The sequence below is a fragment of the Streptomyces sp. TBY4 genome (assembly GCF_024213195.1).
GTDB lineage: Bacteria > Actinomycetota > Actinomycetes > Streptomycetales > Streptomycetaceae > Streptomyces.
Window position 1 is genome coordinate 20,350 of record NZ_JANAVF010000015.1, and the last position, 22,153, is coordinate 42,502.

A 22,153-nucleotide genomic window follows, 5' to 3' on the forward strand; every position below is an offset into this window, starting at 1 on the left:
CCCCGGACCCGTTGACGGGTGGGCCGCTCGGCCCGGATCCCGGTGGGCGGTTCCGGGAGCGCTCCTGCGGGGGCTCGGGTGCTGGTGCGGGCTCCGCTGCGTGGTGGTTGCTCCCCGCCCCGCCCTTCCTCCGTTCCCCGGGGCTGCGCCCCGGACCCCGTCCCGGACCCGTGTCCGGGCTGCGCCTCGTCCTGCGGGCTGCGCCCTGCCCCCCGGGCTGCGCCCTGCCCCCCGGGCTGCGCCCTGCCCCCCGGGCTGCGCCCCGGACTCGGTTCCCCGGGCTGCGCCCTGCCGCCCGGGCCGCCGGTGGCGTCAGTGGCGGAGGCGGAGGCCCTGGGGGGTGGCGTGGAAGCCTGTGGCTTCTGTGGGTGGGGCGTAGGGGGAGGTGAGGGAGGGGGTGGCGTTGATGCGTTCCACCGTGAGGGTGGGGAGGGTGCCGTTGCGGGAGGCTGTGGTGAGGGCAGTCAGGGCTGCTGTGAGGCGGGGGTCCTCCGGGGCGGGCCACGCCAGGAGGGTTTTGCCGCCGCGTTCCAGGTAGAGGGTGAGTTCGCCGTCTACCAGGACTACCAGGGAGCCCGCTTTGCGGCCCGGCTTGTGGGTGGCGCCGGTCGGGGGCTCCGGCCAGGGGAGGGCGGCTCCGTAGGCGTTCGCCGGGTCGGCGGCGGCGAGGACGACGGAGGCCAGTGGGGGCGGGGTGCGCTCCGCCGCGCGGAGGCGGTCGACGGCGCCGTCCATGGCGAACTGGGCCGCGCCCAGGCCTTCGACCACGTACCCCCGGCGGGCCTGGCCGCTGTCCTCGAAGGCGGAGAGGATGCGGTAGACCGCGCTGAAGCCGCCTTCCACGCCTTCGGCGGCCACCGCTCCCCGGGTCACCACCCCGTGGCGGTCGAGCAGGGTGCGGGCCAGGGCGTGGGCGCGGTGGGTCGGGTCCGGGGCGTGGGCCGGGAGCAGGGACCAGCGGCCCGACACCGTGGGCGGACCCGTACGGGAGGCGGGGCCGGTGAGGGTGCCGTAGCGGCCGCGGGGGATCGTACGGCGGGCCCGGTGGGCGGTGGCGCCCGCGGTGCGGCCGGAGCCGAGGAGGGAGCGCAGGGGGGCCAGGGTGTCATTGGTCAGGCGGCCCGACCACGCCAGGTCCCAGACGGCGGAGGAGAGGTCGCTGTCGGTGGCCTCCGGGTGGATGGTGCGGACGCGGTCCGCGAGCTGGCGGAAGAACAGGCCGTAGCCGCCGGAGAGGGCGGTGAGGACCGCCTCGTGGAGCGGGGAGAGCTCCAGGGGGTGGGCGGGAGGCAGGAGGAGGGGGGCCGCCTCCGCCAGGTAGAGGGAGATCCAGCCGTCCTTGCCCGGCAGGGCACCCGCGCCGGCCCAGACGACCTCGCCGGTGGTGGTGAGCTCGTCCAGCAGGGTGGGGGAGTAGTCCGCCACGCGGGAGGGGAGGATCAGGCGTTCCAGGGCGGAGGCGGGAACCGCGGCGCCCTGGAGCTGCTCGATCGCGCGGGCCAAGCCGTCGATGCCGCGCAGGGCCTTGCCGACGTGCTGCCACTGGGGGAGGAAGGTGGCCAGGGAGGCGGGCGGGACCGGCTCCAGCTCCTGGCGCAGGGCGGCGAGGGAGCGGCGCCGCAGCCGTCGCAGGACGGTGGCGTCGCACCATTCCTGGCCGATGCCCGCCGGGTGGAACTCGCCCTGGACCACGCGCCCGGCCGCCGCGAGCCGGTGCAGCGCGCCGTCCGTCACGGCCGTGCCCAGGCCGAAGCGGGCGGCGGCGGTGACCGTGGTGAAGGGGCCGTGGGTCCGGGCGTACCGGGCCAGGAGGTCGCCCAGCGGGTCCTTCACCGGCTCGGTGAACGCCTCCGGGACGCCCACCGGCAGCGCCGTGCCCAGGGCGTCGCGCAGCCGGCCGGCGTCCTCGACGGCCGCCCAGTGGTCCTCGCCGCCGATCCGGACCCGGATCGCCCTGCGGGAGGCGGCGAGGGCCGGGGCCCACTCCGCCTCAGCGCCGCGCTCGGCCAGCTCGGACGCAGTGAGCGGGCCCAGCAGGCGCAGCAGGTCTGCCACCGATTCGGCGTCCTTGGCCCTGCGGTCCTCGGTCAGCCATTGGAGCTCCCGCTCCAGCTCCGTCAGCACATCCGCGTCGAGCAGCTCGCGGAGCTCCGCCTGGCCGAGCAGCTCGGCCAGCAGCCGGGAGTCCAGCGACAGCGCGGCCGCCCTGCGCTCGGCGAGGGGCGAGTCGCCCTCGTAGAGGAACTGGGCGACGTACCCGAAGAGGAGGGAGCGGGCGAAGGGGGAGGGCTCGGGCGTCGTGACCTCGACGAGGCGGACCCGGCGCGCCTCGATGTCCCCCATCAGCTCGGTGAGGCCCGGCACGTCGAAGACGTCCTGCAGGCATTCCCGTACGGCTTCCAGCACGATCGGGAACGAACCGAACTCGGAGGCCACCTGGAGCAGCTGCGATGCGCGCTGGCGCTGCTGCCACAGGGGGGTGCGCTTGCCGGGGTTGCGGCGCGGAAGCAGCAGGGCGCGGGCCGCGCACTCGCGGAAGCGGGAGGCGAACAGGGCCGAGCCGCCCACCTGGTCGGTGACGATCTGCTGGATGTCCCCGTGGTCGAAGGCGACGTCCGCCGCGCCCAGCGGGGGTTTGTCGTCGTCGAAGTCGAAGGAGGCCGAGGAGGGCCCCCGCGCCGGGTCGTGGTCCAGTAGGTCCAGGTCCATGTTCAGCAGGTCCGCGTCCGGGAGGCGGAGCACGATGCCGTCGTCGGCGTGCATGACCTGCGCGTCCATCCCGTACCGCTCGGAGAGGCGGGCGCCGAGCGCCAGCGCCCAGGGGGCGTGCACCTGGGCGCCGAAGGGGGAGTGGACGACGACCCGCCAGTCGCCGAGCTCGTCGCGGAACCGCTCGACGACGATGGTCCGGTCGTCCGGCACGTGGCCGCAGGCCTCGCGCTGTTCGGCGAGGTAGGACAGGACGTTCTGGGCGGCCCAGGCGTCCAGGCCCGCCGCCAGCAGGCGCAGGCGGGCGTCCTCGTCGGTCAGGCCGCCGAGCTCGCGCAGGAAGGCGCCGACCGCGCGGCCCAGCTCCAGCGGGCGGCCCAGCTGGTCGCCCTTCCAGAACGGGAGGCGGCCCGGCACCCCGGGGGCGGGGGTGACCAGGACGCGGTCGCGGGTGATGTCCACGATCCGCCAGGAGGTGGTGCCGAGGGTGAAGACGTCGCCGACGCGGGACTCGTAGACCATCTCCTCGTCGAGCTCGCCGACCCGGCCGCCGCCCTTCTTCGGGTCCGACCCGGCGAGGAAGACGCCGAAGAGCCCGCGGTCCGGGATGGTCCCGCCGGAGGTGACCGCGAGCCGCTGGGCGCCGGGGCGGCCGGTGACCGTACCGGCGACGCGGTCCCAGACGACCCGGGGTCTGAGCTCGGCGAAGGCGTCCGAGGGATAGCGGCCGGCCAGCATGTCCAGTACCGCCGTGAAGGCCGAATCGGGCAGCGCCGCGAAGGGGGCGGCCCGCCGCACCAGGGCGAGCAGGTCGTCCACCTGCCAGGTGTCCATCGCGGTCATCGCGACGAGCTGCTGGGCGAGGACGTCCAGCGGGTTGGAGGGGATCCGCAGGGACTCGATCGAGCCCGTGCGCATCCGCTCGGTGACCACGGCCGCCTGGACGAGGTCGCCCCGGTACTTGGGGAAGACCACTCCGGTGGAGACCGCGCCCACCTGGTGACCGGCCCGGCCCACCCGCTGGAGCCCGGAGGCCACCGAGGGCGGGGACTCCACCTGGACGACGAGATCGACCGCGCCCATGTCGATGCCGAGCTCCAGGCTGGAGGTGGCGACCACGGCCGGCAGCCGGCCCGCCTTCAAGTCCTCCTCCACCAGCGCCCGCTGCTCCTTGGAGACCGAGCCGTGGTGGGCGCGGGCCAGCAGCGGAGGGGCGCCGTGGGCGGCGCCCGACTGGGCCATGATCTCGGCCGGGGGCGCCCCCTCGGGCAGCGGGCCGCCGGTGGCGCGCTCGTACGCGATCTCGTTGAGCCGGTTGCACAGCCGCTCGGCGAGGCGGCGGGAGTTGGCGAAGACGATGGTGGAGCGGTGGGCCTGGACCAGATCGGCGATCCGCTCCTCCACCTGCGGCCAGATGGAGGGCTTGTCGCCGCCCTCCTTGCCCTCGGTGGCGGGGGAGCCGCCCAACTCGCCCATGTCCTCGACCGGGACGACCACCGACAGGTCGAACTCCTTGGTGGAGGGCGGCTGGACGATCTCCACCTTGCCGCGCGGAGCGAGGTACCGGGCCACCTCGTCCACCGGGCGGACCGTCGCCGACAGCCCGATCCGGCGCGCGGGGCGGGGCAGCAGCTCGTCCAACCGCTCCAAGGACAGCGCGAGATGGGCTCCGCGCTTGGTCCCGGCGACCGCGTGCACCTCGTCCAGGATCACCGTCTCGACCCCGGCCAGGGCCTCGCGGGCCGCCGAGGTCAGCATCAGGAACAGCGACTCGGGCGTGGTGATCAGGATGTCCGGCGGCCGGGTCACCAGCGCGCGCCGCTCGGCCGGCGGGGTGTCGCCGGAGCGGATCCCGACCTTGATCTCGGGCTCGGGCAGGCCCAGGCGCACCGATTCCTGCCGGATGCCCGTCAGCGGGCTGCGGAGATTGCGCTCCACGTCCACCGCCAGGGCCTTCAGGGGCGATACGTACAGCACGCGGCAGCGCTTCTTCGGATCGGCCGGCGGCGGGGCGGAGGCGAGCCGGTCGAGGGCGGCGAGGAAGGCGGCCAGGGTCTTGCCGGAGCCGGTGGGGGCCACCACCAGCACGTCCGAGCCCGCCCCGATGGCCCGCCAGGCGCCCTCCTGGGCGGAGGTGGGCGAGACGAAGGCCCCCGTGAACCAGGAACGGGTCGCGGGGGAGAACGAGTCGAGCGCGGTACCGGACATGCCCCCATCGTGCACCCGCCCACTGACAACGGGCCGGACCTGTGGAAACACCCCGGCCGGGCGGGGCGCGGAATGCGGGGCGCAGAATGGGGGGATGGGCACGGGGACCGGAGCGGGCGAGGGCCGCCGGGCAGCGGACGAGGGCCGCCGGGTGCCGGACGACGGCCGCCGGGAGTGGGCGCGGCACTGGCAGTACGCGGAACTGCCGGGGCTGGACCTGCTGCGCGCCCACTACGTACGCCACACCTTCCCGCGCCACGCCCACGACGGGTACGTCATCGCGGCCGTCACCGGCGGCATCGAGGAGATCGGCCTGCCCGGAGACACCCTGCGCGCCGGGCTCGGCAGCGTGGTCCTGATCAACCCCGAGGTCCCGCACACCGCCCGCGCCGGGGTCCCCGAGGGCTGGGCCTACGCCACCCTGTACCCCTCCCGGGCCCTGATCACCGAGGTCGCCGCCGAGATCGGCACCCTGCGCGGGACCCCCGGCTTCACCGCCGGCCTGGTCGCCGACCCGCAGGCCTCGCAGGCCATCGCCGAGGTCCACCGGGCCGCCGAGGCCGGCAACGCGCTGGCCGCGGACACCCTGCTGCGCGGGGTCGTGGCCAGGATGCTGACCCGGCACGCCGGGCCGCTGCCCGCCCGTACGGCCGCCCGGGCGGGAGCCGCCGACGCGGAACGGGCCCGGGCCCTCCTGGAGGAGCGGATGGGGGAGCCCCCGTCGCTGGAGCAGCTCGCGGCGGAGCTGGGCACGAGCCCCTTCGCCCTGCTGCGGGCCTTCCGGGACCGCTACGGCATGCCCCCGCACACCTGGCTGACCGACGCCCGGGTCCGGCGGGCGCGCCGGCTCCTCGACGCGGGGATCCCACCGGCCCAGGCGGCCGTCACCGTCGGCTTCACCGACCAGCCGCACCTGAACCGGCACTTCACGCGCATCGTGGGGGTGCCGCCGGGGGCGTACCGGCGGGGGCGGACGGGCGGGCGGGGTCCCGATCATGGATCGGTCGGAGCCGGCCATCACCGCGATGCTCCGTGAGTCGGTGAGCCGGTGAGGCGCCGGGCCTGGGCCAGCGCCGCGCGGGTCTCCTCGATCAGGGCCCTGGCCTCGGTCACCGTTGCCTTCAGGGACTCGGGGGTGGTGCCCGGGGTGCCCAGCAGGGTGCGGACGCGCTTGCCGAAGGCGGGGGGTGCGGAGGGGAGGAGTTCCGCCGCGGACAGGGCGCCCTTTTCGTTGAGGCACCAGCGGCGGTCCGCCGCGTAGAGGGCCTGGACGAGGATGCCGAAGGCGCGGGACAGGCAGAGGGAGACGTAGAGGGCGTCCGCGCGGGCCGCGCCCTTCGCGGCGCCCGCGGCGAGGAACTCCGCCTCCCAGGCACCGGCGATCAGGGCGTCGCGGAGGGGTTCCGGGTAGGACGAGAGCGAAGTGCGCAGGGCGGTCAGCTCGCCGGACGGGTCCGCGAGTACCTGGCCCAGGGCCACCTCGCCCGGGTAGCACGGGGACCAGATTCGGGGCGGCGCTCGCCGCGGGCCCGGCTGCCGCCGAGCATGACTCCGCGCACACCGAGCACCTCGGCCAGCCGCTGAGCCATTTCCTTGATCACTTCGTGCATGGTGCAAGAACGTACAAGACCGGGCGGGAGCGGCCACCGTAAGTTCGGGGCGTGGGAGAACAGAGGATGGTCGTACGAGAAGGATCCGGGCGGGAGGTCCCCGCCGGGGCGGCCGCGGCGGACAAGCCGCGGGCCGCCGTGATGCGGGACGCGCTCGGCGTCGGAGTGGCGGTCGGGCTGTCCGGCTTCGCCTTCGGGGTGACCGCCGCCGGGGCCGGGGTGAGCACCCTGCAGGCGTGCGTGCTGAGCCTGCTGGTGTTCACCGGAGCTTCGCAGTTCGCGCTGGTCGGGGCACTGGCCGCGGGCGGGAACCCCTTCACGGCCGCCGCCGGGGCCTTCTTCCTCGGGACCCGCAACGCCTTCTACGGGCTGCGGCTGTCCCAGCTGCTCGCGCTGCCCAGGAGCGTACGGCCGTTCGCCGCGCACTGGGTGATCGACGAGACCACCGCCGTGGCCCTGGCCCAGCCCGACCGGAAGTCGGCCCGGCTCGGCTTCACCGTCACCGGGCTGTCCCTCTACGTCCTGTGGAACCTCACCACCCTGCTCGGCGCGCTCGGCGCCGAGGCCCTCGGGGACACCAGGGCGTGGGGGCTGGACGCCGCCGGGCCGGCGGTGTTCCTGGCGCTGCTCGCGCCGATGCTGAAGAGCGGCACCGAGCGGGCCGTCGCCGCGCTCGCCCTCGTGCTCGGGCTGGGCCTGCTGCCCGTACTGCCCGCCGGGGTGCCCGTACTGATCGCGGCGCTGGCCGCGCCGATCGTGCTGTGGATGAAGGGACGCCGCCCGTGAACGTCTGGATCGCCATCGGGCTCACCGTCGTCGGCTGCTACGCCGTCAAGCTCGCCGGACTGCTCGTCCCCGCCGGAGTCCTGGAACGGCCCGCGGTGCGCAAGCTCGCGGCCCTCCTGCCGGTCGCGCTGCTCGCCGCGCTCACCGCGCAGCAGACCTTCGCCACCGGGCAGGAGCTCGTGCTCGACGCCCGCGCCGCCGGGCTCGCGGCCGCGGGGGTCGCGCTGCTGCTGCGGGCCCCGTTCCTCGTGGTGGTCGCGGCGGCCGTCGCCGTCACCGCGGGGCTGCGGGCCCTGGGAGGTTAGCCGCGGCGGGCAGCCGCCCGTACGCGCGCAGGGTCAGCAGCGCCTCCAGCGTGGCGATCGGGCGCCGCTCCAGCGAGCTGCCCGGCGCCCACGCCCCCCGGTGCACCGGCCAGCCGCCGTCCGGCTGCTGCAGTCCGGCCAGGAAGCGGAGCGAGCCGTAGAGCTCCGCGTCCGTGAACCAGCCGCGGGCGAGGGACTCCGGGCGGCGGGCGAGGTCGTACGGGTACAGGTGCTCGCCCGGCGCGAGGCCGGGGACCGGCGGGTACGCGTCCTGCGGCGCGGGGTCCAGTACGACGAGCCCCCGCTCGCGGACGAGGCGCCCCAGCCGGTCGGCGGCCGCGGCGGCCCGGGCCCGGTCGGGGACCCCGTCGAGGAAGGCCACCGCGCTCTGGACCTCGTACGGGTGCCAGTGGCGCAGGTTCTCCACCCGGTCCCAGCAGAAGTCCGTGGCCCGGAACAGCCACGCGTGCCACACCCGGTTGCGGTGCAGGATCCCGACGACGGGGCCGGTGGCCAGCAGGTCGCCCGGCGGATCGTCGTGCAGCGGGTGGTACGGGGCCGCCGGATAGCCGCCGGAGGCCGGGGCGGTCGCCGGGAGCGCACCGTCCGGGGTGGAGACCCGGGTCAGGTGGGCGCAGAGCCGCTCGACGCGCTGCCCGGCGCAGCGGCCGAGGCCGTCCAGGACGCGCAGGGCGTGGGCGGTGTGCAGCGGGTGGCTCAGCGGGCCGCGCAGATCCGGGTCGAGGGCGTGGCCGTAGCCGCCGTCGCCGCCGAGGTAGGCGCCGAGGGCGGTGTCGACCGGGTCGGCGTCCCCGCCGAGGAAGTGGAACGCGAACCGCCGCTGCTCCAGCACGCGGGCCGTGAGCCAGATGAACTGCTCGGCGCGGGCCAGCGCGGTGGTCGTCGCCGCCGTTGTCGTTGTCGCCGTCGGGGTCTTCGAGGTCGTCGCGCTCGTCGCCGCCGGGGCGCGGGCTTCGTCTCCAGGCATGCCAGGAACCGTAGGGGCCCGCGCTGGGCCGGGGTGGCCGGAACGGGGAGGGTGCACTCTCCGGGGCGGGATACTGGAGGCATGCGGTTGACGATTTTCTGGGAGCGGATGGCCGAGCACTTCGGCGCGGGCTATGCGGACTCCTTCGCGCGGGACCACGTCATGACGGAGCTCGGGGGACGTACGGTGCACGAGGCGCTGGACGCGGGCTGGGAGACCAAGGACGTGTGGCGCGCGGTGTGTTCGGCGGTCGACGTGCCGGCGTCGCTGCGCTAGCGGGGCCGCGGGGCCGCGGCGGGGCACGCGGCGCCGGAGCGCGGGCCGAACGCCCGGGGCGGGGTTCCGGGTGACCGCTTCGCGGTGCGCGGGGCCGGAGTGCCGGTCGGGACGGGGCCGGTTCGGCGTCCGGGGCGGGGTTCCGGGTGACCGCTTCGCGGTGCGCGGGGCCTGTGCGACGGCCGGCCGGGACGGGGGTCGGTTCGATGCCCGGGGTGGGGCCTCGGGCGACCGCTTCGCGGTACGCGGGGCCGGTGGGCCAGACTGGGCGGCGTGGCAGCCAGCGATGAGACGACCGACCAGAACCCGGCCCCCCGGGGCGCGCCGCCGCCTCCCGGCCCGGCGGCACCGGGCGATCCCTCGGCCGCAGGGCCCGTAGCGCGGGATCCCGGGGCGGGAGATCCCGTGGAGGGGGACGCGGGAGCTGGGGCTTCGGCGGCAGGGGACCCGGGAGCTGGAGCCCGGGGAGCAGGAGACACGGGCGCGGGAGCCCCGGCAGCGGGAGCTGCGGGAGCGGGAGACCCGGCAGCGGGAGCCCCGGCGGCGGGAGCTGCGGGAGCTGAGGGGCCGGGCGCGGGAGATCCGGCGGTGTCCGGGGCTGGCGTAGGGCGGTCTGCGTTGGGGGGACCCGACCGGGCGGCGGATGCGCGGATGCCGCGGTGGTTGCCGCGGGCGGTGGTGCTCGTGCTGGCCCTGGTGGCCTGTTTTCAGCTCGGCAGCTGGGCCTTCCACCAGCTCATCGGGCTGCTCGTCAACATCCTGATCGCCTTCTTCCTGGCGCTCGCGATCGAACCGGCCGTGGCCAGGATGGCGGCCCGCGGCATGCGCCGCGGGCTCGCCACCTTCCTGGTGTTCCTCGGGGTGTTCGTCGCGTCCCTCGGCTTCGTCGTCCTGCTCGGCTCGGTCCTCGCCGGGCAGATCGTCGACCTGGTGGAGGGCTTCCCCAGCTATCTCGACTCGCTGATCGACTCCATCAACGACACCTTCCACACGGACCTGTCCCGGCTGGAGATCCAGGACAGCCTGCTGCGCTCGGACTGGCTGCAGAAGTACGTGCAGAACAGCGCGACCGGAGTGCTCGACGTGTCCGCCACCGTGCTCGGCGGACTGTTCAAGCTGCTGACGATCGGTCTGTTCTCCTTCTACTTCGCCGCCGACGGGCCGCGACTGCGCCGCGCCCTGTGCTCCGTACTGCCGCCCGCCAAGCAGGCGGAGGTGCTGAGGGCTTGGGAGATCGCCGTCACCAAGACGGGCGGATACCTCTACTCCCGCGGGCTGATGGCGCTGATCTCCGGGATCGCGCACTACATCCTCTTCGCGGTGCTCGGCGTGCCCTACGCGCCCGCGCTCGCGGTGTGGGTGGGGCTGGTGTCGCAGTTCATCCCCACCATCGGCACCTACCTGGCGGGCGCGCTGCCGATGCTGATCGCCTTCACGGTCAACCCCTGGTACGCGCTGTACGTCCTCGGATTCGTGGTGGTGTACCAGCAGTTCGAGAACTACGTGCTCCAGCCGAAGCTCACCTCGAAGACGGTGGACATCCACCCGGCGGTGGCCTTCGGATCGGTCATCGCGGGCACCGCCCTGCTGGGCGCGGTCGGGGCGCTCATCGCGATCCCGGCCGTCGCCACGATGCAGGCCTTCCTCGGCGCGTACGTGAGGCGGTACGCGGTGACCGGGGAGGACGACGCTCCCGGCGGGAGCGCTACTGCTCCCCGGCGCCGCCGAGTACGGATTCCAGGGCTTCGGTGACGGCCGCCTCGGTGGCGGCCTTGCCGATGCCGAGGGAGGAGAGCACGCCTTCGCCGTCCTCGAGTTCGAGGAGCGCGAGCAGGATGTGCTCGGTCCCCACGTAGCCGTGGCCCAGGCGCAGGGATTCGCGGAAGGTGAGCTCGAGCGCCTTCTTCGCGGCGGCGTCGAAGGGCACGAGCTCGGGGACCTCGGCGGCGGGCGCGGGCAGGACCGCGGTCGCGGCGGCGCGCACGTCCTCCGGGGCGGGCCCCTGCGCGCGCAGGACGTGCGAGGCGAGGGACTCGGGATCGGCGAGCAGTCCGAGCACCAGGTGGGCGGTGGCGATCTCGGTGTTGCCGGCCGCGCGGGCCTCGTTCTGGGCGGTGACGACGACGTTGCGGGCGCGGGGCGTGAACCGGCCGAAGCCCTGCGCGGCGTCGACGTCGGCGCCCTCCCCGGCCTTGTCGGCCTTGGGGACGAAGCGCTTCTGGGCGGCCTGTCGGGTGACGCCCATGCTGCGGCCGATGTCGGTCCAGGAGGCGCCGGAGCGGCGGGCCTGGTCGACGAAGTGGCCGATGAGGTGGTCCGCGACGTCCCCGAGGGCCTCGGCGGCGACGACCGCGCCGCTGAGCTGCTCCAGGGTGTCGGTGTGGACCTTCTTGATGGCCTCGATGAGGTCGTCGAGGCGTACGGGATTGGTCATGCGAACGGGTTCCACCGAAGGGTTCGTCATGGAGGCAACCCTAGGTTGACAGTCGGGGGAGCGTCAACCCCGGGTTGTCAGTTTCGGTCCCGTGGCCGGTCCCGCAGGGGGAAGCTCGCGCGCTCGTGCCAGGCCGTCCCGTCGTAGGCCACCAGGTCGACGGCGCGGACGCGGGTGGTGAGGGGGAGCCGGCCGTTCAGGTCCGCCTGGGCGGCGTCCAGGTCCGCCTCCGGGGCGCGCTGGGCCACGGTGAGGTGCGGGACCGGGTCCGGATAGCGGCCGCCGTAGGGCCGCACATCCGGCCAGCGTTCGGTGATCGCGCGGGTCAGCCGGCGCAGCGGGGCGTCCGGCTCCGGGGCGAGCCAGAGCATCCCCGGGAACCGGCCGGTCCGCTCGAAACGCAGGTCGAAGGCGGGGTGCGGATGCAGGGCCGCGGCGATCCCGGCGTGGACCGAGGCGTCGATCAGGCCCTCCGGGAGGAACGGGTAGAGCACGCTCACGTGCGCCGGCACCCCGGCCCCGGCCCGGGCGGCGGGGTCGATCCGCTCCCGCCAGCCCCGGACGGCGGGCTCCGCCTCGGGTATCCGCACGATGAGCGCGGTGCGGCCGGCGGGGAACGGGCGGGGGGCGGCCTCCGGGGTGTCCGTCATGTCAACGGATCATGCCAGCCCGTCCTGCGGGCCGGGCGGGCGGTGGATCTACGCTGTGGGGGCTTGATCGGGCGAGCTGCGGCGGGGGCACCGGATAGGGTGGGAACTGGGGGCGGCCGGCCTGGCGGCCGGGATGCTGATCGCGGTGGTGACCGCTCCGGTCGGCGTCTCCGGCGCGGTGTTCCTCCTCCCGGTGCAGCTCAGCGTCTTCGCCGTGCCCAACCCCGCCGTCACGCCCACGAACCTGCTCTACAACGTCGTCGCGGGACCCGGCGCCCTCCTGCGCTACCGCCGTGACGGCGCCCTGCGGGGACCGCTCGTACGCCGGCTGGTCCTCGGCACGCTGCCCGGCGTGGTCGCCGGAGCCGTCATCCGCGTCTTCGCCCTCCCCGGCCCCCACGTCTTCCGGCTCCTGGTCGCCGCCCTGATGCTGCCGCTCGGGCTCTGGCTCATCGCCCGCACCCTGCGCCCCGGAACTCCGGAGGACCGGCGGCCGGAACCCGCCCCCCGCACGGTGACCGGCCTGGCGCTCGCCGTCGGGGTCGTGGGCGGCATCTACGGCATCGGCGGCGGCTCGATCCTCGGTCCCGTGCTGGTCGGTCGCGGCGTCCCCGTGGCCAGGGTGGCCCCGGCCGCGCTCGCCTCCACCTTCGCCACCTCCCTGGTCGGAGCCGGCACCTACGCCCTGCTGTCCACGGCCCACAGCGGCAGCATCGCCCCCGACTGGTTCCTCGGCCTCAGCTGCGGCGCCGGGGGCCTCATCGGCGGCTACCTCGGAGCCCGCCTCCAGCCGCACCTGCCGGAAACCCTGCTCCGCCTCCTGCTCGGCGCCCTGGCCGCCGCGCTCGGGGCCGTCTACGCGGTCGGCGCACTGCGCTGACCCGCCCGGCCGGGCATCGCCGTGGAGAATGGACCGACGGCCTCGCGCCGCTCCACGGGCGGGCATGCGGGGCCGCACCGCGCCGCCCGGAGGTTCTGTGGGATCCAGAGACGCCGACATCGACTTCACCTTCACGCGCCCGACCACCGTGCGCGCGGTGCTGGATGCCGTCACCGGGGCGGGCTGGTCCGTGGAGGTCCCCGTCGGGAGCGTCGCCTACATGATCAACGACGCGGACGACATGTACGAGTGGTACAGCAGCTCCCCCGACGGCATCGACGAGGTGCTGGCGCGGCTGGACGCGCCCGGGAACCTGCCGTACACCGTGGCCGTCGACGTCTACCACCCGGAGGCGGGGACCGGCGGGATGCTCATGTTCCTGCCCGGCCGGACCGAAGTGTCGTTCTCGCCCGCCATCGACCGGCGGCGCATCCCGGCGGCGCCGGAGTTCACCGACCTCGCCTGGTACCTGCACGCCCTGGTCCCCGCCCTCGTCACGGCAGGGCTCGAAGGGTACGAGGCCAAGGAGATCAGGCACTGAGCGGACCGTGCCGCCGCGTGCCCGGCGGCGGTGGTGCTGCGGGTCCGGCGTGGCGCGCTTGACAGGGAAATCGAACACGCATTCTTATGGGTTATCCACAGCCAAACTGGACGTGGGGCCGCGTTGTCAGTGGCAGGCGTTAGCGTCAATGGCGTGAAGCGATCGACTCAAGCAAATCGGGTGGAACCCATGGCAGGCAACGACCGCGAGAAGGCTCTCGAAGCCGCGCTCGCTCAGATTGAACGGCAGTTCGGCAAGGGTGCCGTGATGCGTCTCGGCGACAAGCCGAACGACCCCATCGAGGTCATCCCCACCGGATCGACCGCGCTGGACATCGCGCTCGGCGTCGGCGGGCTGCCGCGCGGCCGTGTGATCGAGGTGTACGGCCCGGAGTCCTCCGGTAAGACGACCCTGACCCTGCACGCCGTGGCCAACGCGCAGAAGGCCGGCGGCACCGTGGCCTTCGTGGACGCCGAGCACGCGCTCGACCCCGAGTACGCCAAGGCCCTCGGTGTCGACACCGACAACCTCATCCTGTCCCAGCCGGACACCGGTGAGCAGGCGCTCGAGATCGTGGACATGCTGGTCCGCTCCGGCGCGCTGGACCTCATCGTCATCGACTCCGTCGCGGCCCTCGTGCCCCGCGCGGAGATCGAGGGCGAGATGGGCGACTCGCACGTGGGTCTCCAGGCCCGTCTGATGAGCCAGGCCCTCCGCAAGATCACCGGTGCGCTCAACCAGTCCAAGACCACCGCGATCTTCATCAACCAGCTCCGCGAGAAGATCGGTGTGATGTTCGGCTCGCCCGAGACCACCACCGGTGGCCGCGCGCTGAAGTTCTACGCCTCCGTGCGCCTCGACATCCGCCGCATCGAGACCCTCAAGGACGGCACGGACGCGGTCGGCAACCGCACCCGCGTCAAGGTCGTCAAGAACAAGGTCGCGCCGCCCTTCAAGCAGGCCGAGTTCGACATCCTCTACGGCCACGGCATCAGCCGCGAGGGCGGCCTGATCGACATGGGCGTGGAGCACGGCTTCGTCCGCAAGGCCGGCGCCTGGTACACGTACGAGGGCGACCAGCTCGGCCAGGGCAAGGAGAACGCGCGGAAGTTCCTCTGCGACAACCCCGCCCTGTCCGACGAGATCGAGCGGAAGATCAAGGAGAAGCTGGGCGTCGGCGTCCGCAAGGACGACGCCGCGGCCGCCACGGCAGAGGCCGGTGCCGACGCCGCCGAGGCTGCGGCCGTGCCCGCTCCCGCCTCGAAGGCCAAGACCGCGGTCAAGGCCGCCGTCGCCAAGAGCTGACCCGTGTGGGAGCAGGAAAGGGGCGGCGCGGACGGCCCGGAGGGCGCTGACGGCGCCGAGGACCGCCGCGAGGGCAGTCGCCGGGGCCGCCGCGCGAGCGGCGGCCGGGGAGGCCGCCGTGCGGAGGGCCGTGACGGCCTGCCCGGCCGCGAAGGCCGTGCGGGCCGGGAGGACCGCCAGGAGCTGCCGCCCCAGAGTCCCGAGGAGCAGGCGCGGGCGATCTGTCTGCGCCTGCTCACCGGGATGCCGCGCACCCGGCGCCAGCTCGCGGACGCCCTGGCCAAGCGGGACATCCCCGAGGAGGTGTCGGAGCAGGTCCTCTCCCGGTTCGAGGAGGTGGGCCTGATCGACGACGCCGCCTTCGCCGGGGCCTGGGTCGAGTCCCGGCACCGGGGCCGGGGGCTGGCCCGCCGGGCGCTCGCACAGGAGCTCCGTACCAAGGGGGTGGCACCCACCCTCGTACAGGAGGCCCTGGAACAGCTGGACTCCGACCAGGAGGAGGAGACCGCCCGGGAGCTCGTGGAGCGCAAGCTCCGCGCGACCCGGGGCCTGGAGCGGGACAAGCGGATCCGGCGCCTCGCCGGGATGCTCGCCCGCAAGGGGTACCCGGAGGGCATGGCCCTGCGGGTGGTCCGCCGCGCGCTGGAGGCGGAGGGCGAAGACGCAGACGCCGACGATCTGATGGGGTGACCCCACGGGCCCCACGGCCCTACGGGGAGCGGGCCGGTGCGGGGTGGGGCTAGCCCCCGGTGGAGGACGCCGGGGTGCTCCAATGTCCCGGGGCGGCCCCGGCGGCAGAGTTTTCCCCATGATGCTGCGCTACGCACTCCAGACCGTCCGGGACCGCAAAGCCGGTTTCCTCGGCGCCTTCCTCGCCCTGTTGTGCGCGGCGGCCCTCGTGACCGCCTGCGGAACCCTCCTGGAGACGGGCCTGCGCGGCACGATCGCCACCGAGCGCTACGCGGGCGCCCCGGTGGTCGTCTCCGCCGACCAGAACGTCCACGCGACGACGGTCAAGGAGAAGAAGGGCAAGACGAAAACGAAGCACAAGGCCAAGCCCGTCGCCGAACGGGCCTGGCTGCCGGCCGCCACCGTGGACACCGTCCGCGCGGTGCCCGGAGTCGGGCGGGCCGTTCCCGAGCTCACCTTCCAGGCCGTACCGCTCACCCAGGGCGGCCCCGGCGGACCGGGCGCAGACGGCGCGAAGCCCTCGTACGGGCACGCCTGGAGCTCGGCCGTGCTCACCCCCTTCACCCTCGCCGAAGGCCGCGCCCCCCAGGGCGGTGACGAGGTCGTCGTCGACCGCGGACTCGCCGCCCGCGCGGCCCTGAAGCCCGGCTCCGAGCTCACCGTGCAGTCCACCGGCGCGCCCAAGACCTACACGGTCAGCGGGATCGCGGCCACGGCCGGCGGGAGCCCCGCGCACCAGAGCGCCCTGTTCTTCGGCGACGCCGAAGCGCAGCGGCTCGCCGCCCGCGAAGGCCGGGTCAGCGCCATCGGGGTGCTGCCCGCGCCCGGGACCGACCCCGGCGAGCTGGCCGGGCGGATCCGGCAGGCGCTCCAGGGCACCACCGCCCAGGTGGCCACCGGCGACGAGCGGGGCCCCGTGGAGTTCCTCGACGCGGCCGGAGCCCGGATCAAGCTGGTCTCCATGGGCGGTGCGATGGGCGGCACCTCGCTCCTCGTGGCGGTCCTCGTGGTCGTCGGCACCTTCTCCCTGTCGATCCAGCAGCGCCACCGCGAGCTGGCCCTGCTCCGTGCCATCGCCGCCACCCCCGGCCAGCTCCGGCGCATGATCGGCCGCGAGGCGCTGCTCGTCGGGCTGGCCGCCGGAATCGCCGGAGCCCTCGCCGGGCTCCCGCTGGCCGCCTGGCTGCACGGCCGGTTCGTCGAGGCGGGGGTCGTGCCCGTGACCCTGGAGCGCACCGCCGGGATCTTCCCGATGATCGCCGCCGTGGGTGCGAGCCTGCTCGGAGCATGGGCCGCGGCCCGGATCACCGCCCGGCGGGTGGCCCGGGTCCGTCCCGCCGAAGCCCTGGCCGAGGCCGCCGTCGAGCGGAGCCGGCCCCGGTGGGCGCGGCTCGTCGCCGGGGTGCTGCTGCTGGCGGCCGGGGCGGTCCTGGTCGCCGTCCTCAGTACGCTGCGCACCGAGCCGGCTTCGACCCCGGTCACCTTCCTCGCCGTCGTGGTGCTCGCCGGAGCCGTCTCCCTGCTGGGCCCGCTGATCGTCAAGGCAGCCGCTGCGCTGCTCGCCGGACCGCTGCGGCTGGCCGGCCCGGGCGGCCGGCTGGCCACCGCGAACCTGCGCGGCAACGCGACCCGGATGGCCTCCGCCGTCACCCCGCTCACCCTGCTGATCGGGATGGCCTGCACGGTGCTCTTCGTCACCCCGACGCTCGGTGACGCCGCCCGGGCGCAGGCCCGCGAGGGCGTACGGGCCGAGTGGGTGCTCCAGGGCCGGGGGCCGGGGGTTCCCGGCGCCGCCGCCGAGCGGATCCGCCGGACGCCCGGGGTCCTCGCGGCCACCGAGATCGTGCACACCTCGATCCGGGTGGGGCTGACGAAGTACGCGGCTCAGGGCGTGACCCCGGCCGGGCTGGACCGCACCTGGGACCCGGGGGTCACGGCCGGGAGCCTGACGGGCTTCGGCGAGAAGAGCGTCGCGGTGAGCGAACTGGCCGCCGACCAGCTGGCCCTGAAGCCGGGCAGCCCGCTCTCGCTGACGCTGGGCGACGGAACCCCGGTCACCCTGACGGTCTCCGCGGTGTACGCACGCGGGCTCGGCTTCGGTGACGTGACGCTGCCGCACGGTCTGGTGGCCGCACACGTGGACGATCCGCTGGCTTCGACCGTGCTGGTGGCGGGGCCCGCGGCCCGGGAGGCACTCGCCTCGGCGGTACGGGAGTACCCGGGCGTGGCCGTGCTGTCGGCGGCCGAGGCGGACGGTGCGCGGGCGGACCGGCAGGCGGCCGGGGCGGAGATCAACCTGCTGGCGATGGGGCTCGTGCTGGCCTTCACCGCGATCGCGGTGGCCAACACCCTGGCGATGTCCACGGGGGAGCGGCTGCGGGAGTTCGCGATGCTGAGGCTCGCGGGGGCGACGCGCAGGCAGGTGCGGGGGATGCTGCGCGCGGAGGCGCTGGCGGTGCTCCTGATGGGGGTGGTGCTGGGGTCGGGGATCTCGCTGGCGGTCCTCACCGCGTTCAGCGTGGGCATGACGGGCTCGGCGGCCGCGGTGGTGCTCCCGCTGGTGTACGGGATGGTCGTGGGAGGGGCCGGGCTGGTGGCGCTGTGCGCCACGGGCTTCGCCGGCCGGGTCGCGATGCGGCCCCGCCCGGTGGACCTCGCGGCGGCCAAGGCCTAGGCGAGGGCTAGGCGAAGGGCTGAACAGCCCAGGCTTCGGCCCGGTCGGCGGGTATCCGCCGGCCGGGCCGGGGTGCTGTCAGTGGCCCCTTCTACATTGGCGCCATGAAGATCACCGAGCGGATCCTCGCGGAGGCATGGTGGCAGAAGGCGGCAGGGCACGCCCGGCTCCAGACGGTCGGGCTCCCGCCCGTGGCGCACTCGGCCGACGAGCTGGAGGACTCGCCCGCGTGGACGGAGGGCGACGCCTTGCACCTGCTGCTGGACGAGGACGGCACGGTGCGCGGCCATCACGACCCCTACTGGGAGGCCTTCGCCACCGGCGACCTCGACCAGGTGCTGTACCTGATCGCCGAGGCCGCGATCTACGGGCCCGGCGGCAGCCCGCAGGAGGCGGCCGACGCGCTGGACGGGATCGATCCGGCGTGGGGCAGGCGGTTCCGCGGCGGCGGCCTGGACGTCACAGGGACGGTTGCGGCGTGCGGGCGCGACCCGCTGGAGGGGCTCGGCTGGCTGGCCGTGCCCTGGACGAAGCAGGTCCCGTACACGACGCTCGCCTTCTACCGCGCGGAGCCGGGACGGACCGTGGACCCCGAGCGGCTGGCCCTCCTGTACGGGGCCGATCCGGCGCAGGTCGCGGCCGGTACGAGGCTGAAGGACCTGTGGGCCGTGGACAGCGGCCGGACCCTCTGGGACCGCGGCGGGGAGACCTGCTGCTTCGGGCGGACGGGCGAGTGGACGTTCCTGCTGTACCACGACACCCTGCCGGGGTCCTTCGCCGACCAGGAGGCGTACGCGGCGCTCGGGATCAAGGAGAGCGTGTCGCTGTCCGCCAACTCCGTGCAGTCCATCTACACCTTCGACTACCTGCGCGACGGCCACCGCGTCGACGACGGCCGGGACGTGCTGGAGCTGCTCGCGTACGAGCGCGGTCGCATTCCCTACACGAGGGGTGGCGAGCTGGACTTCCTCAACCGGGCCCTGCGCCGCGCCGAGTTGGACCACCCCGAACTGACCAGCACCTACGAGCTGTACTTCCACGCCCTGGAGGAGTCCCTGGGCCTGCGTCTGCCCCGCCGGGACTTCGCGGAGGGAGCGGTGCGCACGGCGTCCTGGGCCGGGAAGTAGCCGCAGGCACGCACGTACGCACCGCTCCGGGGGCCGCGTCAGGGAGTCGTGGGCAGCCCCGCGGCCTTCCAGGCCTGGAAGCCGCCCGCGAGGTCCGTCGCGCGGGGGAGGGACAGGGCGTGGAGGGAGGCCGCGGCGAGGGTGGAGGCGTAGCCCTCGTTGCAGATCACGATCACGCGGATGTCGTGGTCCACCGCCTCCGGGAGGCGGTGGGAGCCCTCGGGGTCGAGGCGCCATTCCAGTTCGTTGCGCTCGACCACCAGCGCGCCCGGGATCAGCCCGTCCCGCTCGCGCAGGGCCTGGTAGCGGATGTCGACCAGCAGGGCCCCGGTCAGGGACTCCGCGTGCGCCTGGGCCGGGTCCACGCGGGTGTACGTGGTCCGCAGCCGGTCGACCAGGGCGTCGATGCCGCTCACTGCCAGTCCGCCGGACGCTCGACGTGCTCCAGCGTGAGCACCGGGCCGGTGCGGCTGTAGCGGCGGATCAGGGGCAGCGGCGGGTAGTACGCGTGGACGGAGATCGCGTGCTCGGTCTCCGACTCGTTGAGCACCTCGTGCACGTGGTGCTCGCCGAAGGCCCGCCCGGTGCCCGCGCCCAGTGCGCGCGTGCGGTCCACGTCGGGGGCCAGGGAGAGGGACTGCCAGCCCTCCGAAGGGAGGCGGACCGCCAGGGAGTTCTCCGTGAGGCGGCCGCGCGCGGTGGTGAAGGCGCCCCGGGACTCGGCGTGGTCGTGCCAGCCGGTGCCGGTGCCGGGCGGCCAGCCGATCAGCCAGGCCTCGCTGCCGCCCGGGCCGTCGAGCCGGATCCACGTCCGGCCCTCGGGGTCGAGGGGGAGGGAGGCGATCAGCTCGGGGTCGGAGGCGATGCGCAGGGTGAAGGCGAGGAGATCCGCCTCCGAGACGGCCCGGGTGACAGCCGGAGCCGTCGCCGGGGCAGGGGCGTGCGTGAGTGCAGACATGGGGGATGACCGTCCTGAGGGTTCGCGAGAGCGCGCGGCACACCCGCATGGGGGGCGCGCAAGAGGGAAGGGCGAATCAGCAGGAAGGGCGACACACGCAGCCCGCGTAGCGGAGCAGGTCCATATGGACCCTCCGCCACAGGCGTACGTCGTTGCCGGTCATGTCCGCGAGTGAAGCACGACTCGGCCGGAGGGTCAATCGATCACGGGTGCGGTGGACACGGCGGGCAGGCCGGTGGCCGCCGGCGAGGGGGGCGGCGCGGAGGCCGATGAGGAGGCCGGCGCCGGGGTCGGCGACCCGTGCCGGACCGCGTCCGCGGCCTCGTACAGCTCGGCCGGGTGGACCCCGGCGAAGGTGGCCGCGAGATGGCCGTCCGGTCGTACGAGGAGCACGGTGTGCGCCGCCGCCCCCGGGTAGCCGTCCGCCACGAGGAGCTCAGCCCGCACCGGCAGCGCGGAGACCGCCGCCGCGAGGCGGGGCATCAGGCCGGCGCCCAGCCAGTGCCGCCGGTCCCAGACCCCGGTGCCCGGGGCGACGAGGACCACGAGCAGCCGGCCCCGCCCCAGCTGGTCGCGCAGCGGCACCGTGGAGCCGTCGGGCGCGGTCACCGGGACGTTCTCGACGGGCCCGCCCGGCTCGGTGGCGGTGGGCACGTCGTGGACCGCGACGGGCGGGGCGTACACGGGCGCCGCGCCCAGCGGCCCGCGCCCCAAGTGGCCGTCGGTCAGGAGCAGTTCGGCGGCGCGCGAGGCCCCCGGGAGGTAGGTGCGCAGTCCGCCCCCGGCGCGCAGCGCGGGCATGGCCTGGTCGGCGGCGCGCAGCCGGGCGGCCACCGCCCGACGGCGCTCGGCCTCGTAACTGTCGAGGAGGGCTTCGGAAGCCCCCTGGTGCCAGTCGAGGGAGAGCTTCCAGGCGAGGTTCTCGGCGTCCCGGAGCCCCTCCTCGACCCCCTGGGTGCCGAGCGCGCCGAGCAGGTGCGCCGCGTCCCCGGCGAGGAAGCACCGGCCGTCGCGCCAGCGCCGGGCGAGCCGGTGGTGCAGGGTGTGGACCCCGGTGTCGAGGAGCTCGTACGGGGGCGTCGTGCCGCCGCACCACAGGGCGAGGGTGTCGCGGATGAGGGTCACCAGCGCATCGGGGGTGACGAGGTCCCCGCGCGCCGGGAGCAGCCAGTCGAGCCGGTACGCCCCGTCGGCCAGCGGCCGGGCGGTGACCTCGTCGACCCCCTTCACCTGACCGCGGTGCAGCAACGCTTCGCCCGGCCAGGGCAGTTCGGTGCGCAGCGCGGCCACCGCGTGCCGTTCGACGGCGGTCCGGCCGGGGAAGCGGATGCCCAGCAGCTTGCGCACGGTGGAGCGGGCCCCGTCGCAGCCGACCAGGTGGCTCCCGCGCCACCACGTGGTCTCGGCGCCCCGGGTGTGGGCGGTGACCCCGCGGCCGTCCTGCTCCAGGGCGTCCAGTTTGCTCTCGGTGACCAGCTGGACCAGCGGGTGCGCCGCGGCGGCGTCGCGCAGGCCGCGGGTCAGGGCGTGCTGGGGCAGGTGGATCGGGGCCGGGCCGTCCTCGAAGGTGATCCGCTGGGACTCGCGGCCGCGCCGCATGGTCCGCCAGGCGGTGAAGTAGGCGCCCTCGTCGCGCAGGGTCGTACAGCCCAGCCGGTGCACCATGGCGGCGGTGTCCGCGTGCAGGGCGACGGTGCGGGCGGGGCGGGTCTCGTCCTTGCCGGATCCCTCGTCGAGCACGACGCAGGGCACGCCCTGGCCGGCCAGGGCGAGGGACAGGGACAGCCCGACGGGCCCCGCGCCGACGACGATCACCGGGTCCATGATGTGGCTCCCGGTGTCCGGTATGTGATCACAGAACGTATGCAACCCACTGGAGGTGCCTGCGTCAAGTGACGCCGGGCCGGACAAGGCTGTGTGGTGCGGCGGATGAGTTCCGCCGCACCACACGTGTCCCGCCAGTGTACTGACCGGCTGTCAGGCCGGGTGCCGGACGCGGGTTCGGGCAGATG

At 74.9% G+C, this 22,153-nt stretch carries 20 protein-coding genes; 11 read left to right on the forward strand and 9 right to left on the reverse strand.

The window, feature by feature from the left end; all coding sequences use genetic code 11:
• Positions 1 to 312: 312 nt before the first annotated feature.
• Positions 313 to 4,917: an ATP-dependent helicase gene (locus NLX94_RS29215; protein WP_254386107.1), complete on the reverse strand. Its 4,605-nt coding sequence runs from the start codon at positions 4,915 to 4,917 to the stop codon at positions 313 to 315.
• Positions 4,918 to 5,011: 94 nt separating this feature from the next.
• Between NLX94_RS29215 and NLX94_RS29220 the strand changes: the two genes are divergently transcribed.
• On the forward strand, positions 5,012 to 5,953 hold the full coding sequence (locus NLX94_RS29220; RefSeq protein ID WP_254386108.1) for an AraC family transcriptional regulator: 942 nt from the start codon (positions 5,012 to 5,014) through the stop codon (positions 5,951 to 5,953).
• Here NLX94_RS29220 and NLX94_RS29225 read toward each other — a convergent pair.
• Complete coding sequence (locus NLX94_RS29225; RefSeq protein ID WP_254386109.1) at positions 5,935 to 6,396, reverse strand: DUF4037 domain-containing protein; 462 nt, start codon at positions 6,394 to 6,396, stop codon at positions 5,935 to 5,937. The two genes, NLX94_RS29220 and NLX94_RS29225, sit on opposite strands and share 19 nt — an antisense overlap.
• Before the next feature lie 197 nt (positions 6,397 to 6,593).
• Here NLX94_RS29225 and NLX94_RS29230 point away from each other — a divergent pair, with 197 nt between their 5' ends.
• Positions 6,594 to 7,313 (forward strand): AzlC family ABC transporter permease, encoded by a 720-nt coding sequence (locus NLX94_RS29230; RefSeq protein ID WP_254386110.1) that lies wholly within the window; start codon positions 6,594 to 6,596, stop codon positions 7,311 to 7,313.
• A complete protein-coding gene (locus NLX94_RS29235) occupies positions 7,310 to 7,618 on the forward strand; it encodes an AzlD domain-containing protein (RefSeq protein ID WP_254386111.1) in 309 nt (102 codons plus the stop codon). Before NLX94_RS29230 ends, NLX94_RS29235 begins: the two co-directional genes overlap by 4 nt.
• Here the strand turns inward: NLX94_RS29235 and NLX94_RS29240 are convergent.
• Positions 7,587 to 8,606, reverse strand: a complete 1,020-nt coding sequence (locus NLX94_RS29240; RefSeq protein WP_254386112.1) for a hypothetical protein — start codon at positions 8,604 to 8,606, stop codon at positions 7,587 to 7,589. The genes NLX94_RS29235 and NLX94_RS29240 overlap by 32 nt on opposite strands.
• A gap of 81 nt (positions 8,607 to 8,687) precedes the next feature.
• Between NLX94_RS29240 and NLX94_RS29245 the strand changes: the two genes are divergently transcribed.
• Together NLX94_RS29245 and NLX94_RS29250 are read left to right on the forward strand one after the other, a co-directional pair.
• Positions 8,688 to 8,882 (forward strand): DUF3046 domain-containing protein, encoded by a 195-nt coding sequence (locus NLX94_RS29245; protein WP_254386113.1) that lies wholly within the window; start codon positions 8,688 to 8,690, stop codon positions 8,880 to 8,882.
• 588 nt (positions 8,883 to 9,470) lie between these two features.
• Positions 9,471 to 10,634: an AI-2E family transporter gene (locus NLX94_RS29250; RefSeq protein WP_254386114.1), complete on the forward strand. Its 1,164-nt coding sequence runs from the start codon at positions 9,471 to 9,473 to the stop codon at positions 10,632 to 10,634.
• Here NLX94_RS29250 and NLX94_RS29255 read toward each other — a convergent pair.
• Together NLX94_RS29255 and NLX94_RS29260 are read right to left on the reverse strand one after the other, a co-directional pair.
• A complete protein-coding gene (locus NLX94_RS29255; protein WP_254386115.1) occupies positions 10,588 to 11,346 on the reverse strand; it encodes a Clp protease N-terminal domain-containing protein in 759 nt (252 codons plus the stop codon). The two genes, NLX94_RS29250 and NLX94_RS29255, sit on opposite strands and share 47 nt — an antisense overlap.
• Before the next feature lie 47 nt (positions 11,347 to 11,393).
• Positions 11,394 to 11,966, reverse strand: a complete 573-nt coding sequence (locus NLX94_RS29260; RefSeq protein ID WP_254386116.1) for a 2'-5' RNA ligase family protein — start codon at positions 11,964 to 11,966, stop codon at positions 11,394 to 11,396.
• 133 nt (positions 11,967 to 12,099) lie between these two features.
• Between NLX94_RS29260 and NLX94_RS29265 the strand changes: the two genes are divergently transcribed.
• The 6 genes from NLX94_RS29265 (at position 12,100) to NLX94_RS29290 (ending at position 19,183) form a co-directional block, all read left to right on the forward strand.
• On the forward strand, positions 12,100 to 12,846 hold the full coding sequence (locus NLX94_RS29265; RefSeq protein ID WP_254386117.1) for a sulfite exporter TauE/SafE family protein: 747 nt from the start codon (positions 12,100 to 12,102) through the stop codon (positions 12,844 to 12,846).
• Positions 12,847 to 12,943: 97 nt separating this feature from the next.
• Positions 12,944 to 13,387, forward strand: a complete 444-nt coding sequence (locus tag NLX94_RS29270; protein WP_254386118.1) for a hypothetical protein — start codon at positions 12,944 to 12,946, stop codon at positions 13,385 to 13,387.
• Between the two features lie 189 nt (positions 13,388 to 13,576).
• Entirely contained in the window at positions 13,577 to 14,692 is a 1,116-nt protein-coding gene (gene recA, locus NLX94_RS29275) for a recombinase RecA (protein WP_254386119.1), read from the forward strand.
• Between the two features lie 3 nt (positions 14,693 to 14,695).
• Complete coding sequence (recX, locus tag NLX94_RS29280) at positions 14,696 to 15,382, forward strand: recombination regulator RecX (protein ID WP_254386120.1); 687 nt, start codon at positions 14,696 to 14,698, stop codon at positions 15,380 to 15,382.
• Positions 15,383 to 15,500: 118 nt separating this feature from the next.
• On the forward strand, positions 15,501 to 18,056 hold the full coding sequence (locus NLX94_RS29285) for an FtsX-like permease family protein (protein WP_254386121.1): 2,556 nt from the start codon (positions 15,501 to 15,503) through the stop codon (positions 18,054 to 18,056).
• 104 nt (positions 18,057 to 18,160) lie between these two features.
• On the forward strand, positions 18,161 to 19,183 hold the full coding sequence (locus NLX94_RS29290; RefSeq protein WP_254386122.1) for a hypothetical protein: 1,023 nt from the start codon (positions 18,161 to 18,163) through the stop codon (positions 19,181 to 19,183).
• 38 nt (positions 19,184 to 19,221) lie between these two features.
• Here the strand turns inward: NLX94_RS29290 and NLX94_RS29295 are convergent, their stop codons facing one another.
• From NLX94_RS29295 to NLX94_RS29305, 4 genes are all read right to left on the reverse strand, one after another.
• Positions 19,222 to 19,605, reverse strand: coding sequence for a rhodanese-like domain-containing protein (locus NLX94_RS29295; RefSeq protein ID WP_254386250.1), 384 nt, complete (start codon positions 19,603 to 19,605; stop codon positions 19,222 to 19,224).
• On the reverse strand, positions 19,596 to 20,141 hold the full coding sequence (locus tag NLX94_RS29300; RefSeq protein WP_254386123.1) for a cysteine dioxygenase: 546 nt from the start codon (positions 20,139 to 20,141) through the stop codon (positions 19,596 to 19,598). The genes NLX94_RS29295 and NLX94_RS29300 overlap by 10 nt, the downstream gene beginning before the upstream one ends.
• Before the next feature lie 76 nt (positions 20,142 to 20,217).
• Positions 20,218 to 20,304, reverse strand: coding sequence for a putative leader peptide (locus NLX94_RS39650; protein ID WP_311318651.1), 87 nt, complete (start codon positions 20,302 to 20,304; stop codon positions 20,218 to 20,220).
• Between the two features lie 32 nt (positions 20,305 to 20,336).
• Entirely contained in the window at positions 20,337 to 21,965 is a 1,629-nt protein-coding gene (locus NLX94_RS29305) for an FAD-dependent monooxygenase (RefSeq protein WP_254386124.1), read from the reverse strand.
• Positions 21,966 to 22,153: the final 188 nt, after the last annotated feature.

Excerpts from the sequence above, each read along its gene's own strand:
- NLX94_RS29290 (WP_254386122.1), top strand. The coding sequence starts at position 18,161 with ATGAAGATCACCGAGCGGATCCTCGCGGAGGCATGGTGGCAGAAGGCG.
- NLX94_RS29255 (WP_254386115.1), bottom strand. The coding sequence starts at position 11,346 with ATGACGAACCCTTCGGTGGAACCCGTTCGCATGACCAATCCCGTACGC.
- NLX94_RS29300 (WP_254386123.1), bottom strand. The coding sequence starts at position 20,141 with ATGTCTGCACTCACGCACGCCCCTGCCCCGGCGACGGCTCCGGCTGTC.
- NLX94_RS29220 (WP_254386108.1), top strand. The coding sequence starts at position 5,012 with ATGGGCACGGGGACCGGAGCGGGCGAGGGCCGCCGGGCAGCGGACGAG.
- NLX94_RS29285 (WP_254386121.1), top strand. The coding sequence starts at position 15,501 with ATGATGCTGCGCTACGCACTCCAGACCGTCCGGGACCGCAAAGCCGGT.
- NLX94_RS29260 (WP_254386116.1), bottom strand. The coding sequence starts at position 11,966 with ATGACGGACACCCCGGAGGCCGCCCCCCGCCCGTTCCCCGCCGGCCGC.
- recA (WP_254386119.1), top strand. The coding sequence starts at position 13,577 with ATGGCAGGCAACGACCGCGAGAAGGCTCTCGAAGCCGCGCTCGCTCAG.
- NLX94_RS29215 (WP_254386107.1), bottom strand. The coding sequence starts at position 4,917 with ATGTCCGGTACCGCGCTCGACTCGTTCTCCCCCGCGACCCGTTCCTGG.
- NLX94_RS29245 (WP_254386113.1), top strand. The coding sequence starts at position 8,688 with ATGCGGTTGACGATTTTCTGGGAGCGGATGGCCGAGCACTTCGGCGCG.
- NLX94_RS29305 (WP_254386124.1), bottom strand. The coding sequence starts at position 21,965 with ATGGACCCGGTGATCGTCGTCGGCGCGGGGCCCGTCGGGCTGTCCCTG.
- NLX94_RS29265 (WP_254386117.1), top strand. The coding sequence starts at position 12,100 with ATGCTGATCGCGGTGGTGACCGCTCCGGTCGGCGTCTCCGGCGCGGTG.
- NLX94_RS39650 (WP_311318651.1), bottom strand. The coding sequence starts at position 20,304 with ATGACCGGCAACGACGTACGCCTGTGGCGGAGGGTCCATATGGACCTG.
- NLX94_RS29240 (WP_254386112.1), bottom strand. The coding sequence starts at position 8,606 with ATGCCTGGAGACGAAGCCCGCGCCCCGGCGGCGACGAGCGCGACGACC.
- NLX94_RS29230 (WP_254386110.1), top strand. The coding sequence starts at position 6,594 with ATGGTCGTACGAGAAGGATCCGGGCGGGAGGTCCCCGCCGGGGCGGCC.